Raw genomic sequence first — 3061 nt, forward strand, 5'->3', positions numbered from 1 at the left:
CCTGCCGATACGGAGTCAAGGTCTTTCTGGGCCCGGACGGGGCCTTCGGGGGAGACCCCGCGTGCTTTCCCGCAGGGAAACACCCTGGGAAGCCCCGGACTTTAGTCTGGGGAGTCGTCACGAACCCTGACGCGACCTGGTTCGCAAGCTGGGGGAACTTTGAGGGCGAAGAATAAAGGATTCAAGAACTACACGGGGTAGCTATGAGAATACGCTTTGGAACAGAAGGTTTTCGGGGGGTTATCGGTAAAGAGTTTACCTTTGATGTGATAAGACACCTGGCGGGTGCATATGGCCTTTTTTTGCAAGAGAGAGGGGAGACTCGCGTTGTAGTTGGGCACGATACCCGATTCATGGCCGAAACCTTTGGAAGGGCCTTTGCAGCTCACCTCTCGGGAATGGGCCTCGAGGTTTTTCTGCTCAAAGGGCCCGTGCCCACACCTCTTCTTTCCTTTGCTGTTCGGCATTTGGAAGCTGGGGGAGGGGTCATGGTTACGGCCAGCCATAACCCCCCTGAGTATTTAGGTGTGAAGTTCAAAGATTCTACTGGTGGGCCTTTAGCTCCAGAGTCCTATAAGGTTTTGGAGACCCTCCTCTTGAAAAAGGGACCTTTCAAGGAGCGACCCTACAAGCTTCTAGAACTGAAGGAAGAGTATTTCCGTGCCCTAGCTAGTGTGGTGGATCTAGAACGAGTAGCTCGCTTTCACGGCGTTCTTTATCACGATAGTATGGGTGGTGCCGGAGGCGGATTTTTGCGGGAGTTTTTTCGCTATGTGGACCTTCCTATTGAGGTAAGACCGATCCGAGAAGAACCCCACCCTCTTTTCCACGGCGTGAACCCCGAACCTATCCCCAGCAATCTTGGTGTTACCCAAGAGATTATGGCCAGTGTGGAGCCGCCGTCCGTGGCCGTGGCTACCGACGGAGATGCCGACCGGGTGGGAGTTGTACTGCCAGGGGGGCGCTTTTTCAATCCCCACCAGGTGTTGTGCGTCCTTGCTTTCTATCGCCACAGTAAGGGGTTGAAAGGGCGGGTGGTGAAGAACTTTGCTGTAACCTGGCTCCTGGACCGCTTGGGTGAACGTTTGGGTTTCCGGGTGACGACTACTCCAATAGGATTTAAGTGGATTAAGGGGGAGTTTCTCAAGGGAGATGTTTCGTTGGGAGGAGAGGAGTCGGGGGGTATAGGCTTTCCTGAGCACCTCCCAGAACGAGATGGCATTCTGGCTTCGCTGCTGCTTCTGGAGAGTATAGGGGCCACGGCCAGTGGTCCAGCTGAGCAGTTTAAGGAAGTGGAAAAGCTTGTGGGATTCACGCACGCATATGACCGCCTAGATCTTCCGTTAGAAAGGCCTCTAGACCTTTCTCGCCTTCTAGAGCCCAGGCCCCTGGCGGGCCTTGTCCCTGTTGGCGTGGATACCTTGGATGGGGTAAAGTGGCTCTATTCCGACGGGTGGGTTCTTTTCCGGGCCTCGGGTACGGAGCCGGTGGTTAGGATCTACGTGGAGGCCCGTAGCCCCGATCTGGTGCGCGCTTTGTTGCGGGAGAGCCGAGCCTTTGTGGAGGGAGTATGAGGAGGTATGCGGTTATTCTCGCAGGAGGGCGTGGAGAGAGGTTCTGGCCCCTTTCTAGGCCGGAACGACCCAAGCCATTTCTGCGCCTTTTTGGCAATCAGACTCTTCTAGAGGCGACTTTTGCGCGGCTTCGGTCTATCTTTACTCCGGAGCGCATATTCGTGGTGGTTCCTCCACCCTTGGTGGCCTTGGTACGGACTGAGCTTCCGGAGCTACCCCCAGAAAATGTACTGGTTGAGCCGGAACCCAGGGATACTGCCTACGCTGTTTTATTTGCCCTTCAGCATTTGGGCGAGGGAATCGTTGCTTTCTTTCCTGCCGATCACTTTGTGGGCAACGAGGAGGCTTTTAGGGAAGATGTGAACTTAGCCCTGGAGGTGGCCGAGGAAAGAGAAGGCCTAGTGGCTTTAGGAGTTCTGCCCTCGTATCCGGCTACTGGCTACGGCTACCTGGAACAAGGCGAGGAGGTCCGTCAGCGAGTGTTCCGGGTGCGGCGCTTTGTGGAAAAGCCACCGAGAGAAAAGGCCATGCAACTTTATCGCTCAGGTCGCCATTACTGGAACGCAGGTATCTTCTTTGGGGGGAAAGAGGTGTGGATAGAGGAGTTTGCGCGCCATGCTCCGGATATCCTGAAGGGGGAGGTGCCGAAGGCCAGCGTGGATCATGCGTTGATGGAGAAAAGCCAGCGCGTATACATGATTCCGGCTTCTTTCCCCTGGGATGACCTTGGGGATTGGTTGGCCCTGGAGCGGCATTTGAAGGGGGAGGGCCAGAACCTGGCTTTGGCCCGGCATGTGGGTATGGACACCAAGGGGGTGATCGTTTATGCCAGCGGTGACGAGCTTGTTGTTACGTTAGGTTTGGAAAACCTTCTTATCGTCAGGGAAGGACGGGTTACCCTAATTGCCCACAAAGAGCGGATACAGGACTTGAAGGCTCTTCTTAGGGAACTGGAAAAGCTGGGAGAGCCGACGGTTGACGGTTGAGTGGCGTTACCTTGGAGCCCACATACAATGAAGAGGCTAGAGGTGTACGAGATTAGGGGTGTAGCCTTTGGATCCTTATGGCTTTTTCTAGGCGTGGTGGCCCGTCTTACCTTTCAGTTTATCGCATCAAATTGCAAGGAAGGCCCACTCGGACGGAAAGTGGACCAGGCTTCGTTCAAGCTCCGTTAAGGGTGAGGAAGTACAGTGAAGCCTGTGAGGGTAACTGTCCTTGGAAGCGGATATGTCGGCCTGGTCACGGCAGCAAGCCTGGCTTATCTGGGGAACCGGGTGGTGGGGGTGGATGTGGACGAGGAAAAGGTGGCGGCCTTAAACCGGGGCAAGCCTCCTTTCTACGAACCCCACCTGGAGGAAAGGTCGTGTCAAGATTTATGTGTAAGCGTCTGTATACGGGGGGCATACCTCTCCAGAAGCATCTTCTCCAGCACTTCCCGCACCTCAGCAAAGCCCTTCAATCGCCGCTCAGACCACCTCCCCTCCTGA

General features: G+C 55.4%; 2 protein-coding genes and 1 pseudogene. All 3 read left to right on the forward strand.

Annotated elements, in window-relative coordinates; translation table 11 throughout:
• Positions 1-203 precede the first annotated feature (203 nt).
• Positions 204-1574: a phosphohexomutase domain-containing protein gene (locus tag F604_RS12305; RefSeq protein WP_019551749.1), complete on the forward strand. Its 1371-nt coding sequence runs from the start codon at positions 204-206 to the stop codon at positions 1572-1574.
• Positions 1571-2560 (forward strand): mannose-1-phosphate guanylyltransferase, encoded by a 990-nt coding sequence (locus F604_RS0111395; protein WP_026329148.1) that lies wholly within the window; start codon positions 1571-1573, stop codon positions 2558-2560. Before F604_RS12305 ends, F604_RS0111395 begins: the two co-directional genes overlap by 4 nt.
• Before the next feature lie 213 nt (positions 2561-2773).
• A pseudogene (locus F604_RS13375) lies at positions 2774-2920 on the forward strand (UDP-glucose 6-dehydrogenase); the annotation flags it as partial.
• Between the last annotated feature and the right edge of the window lie 141 nt (positions 2921-3061).

It is taken from the genome of Thermus scotoductus DSM 8553 (assembly GCF_000381045.1).
GTDB lineage: Bacteria > Deinococcota > Deinococci > Deinococcales > Thermaceae > Thermus > Thermus scotoductus.

What these genes read in the sequence shown, in the direction of transcription:
- F604_RS0111395 (WP_026329148.1), top strand. Translation starts at nt 1,571, where the DNA reads ATGAGGAGGTATGCGGTTATTCTCGCAGGAGGGCGTGGAGAGAGGTTC.
- F604_RS12305 (WP_019551749.1), top strand. Translation starts at nt 204, where the DNA reads ATGAGAATACGCTTTGGAACAGAAGGTTTTCGGGGGGTTATCGGTAAA.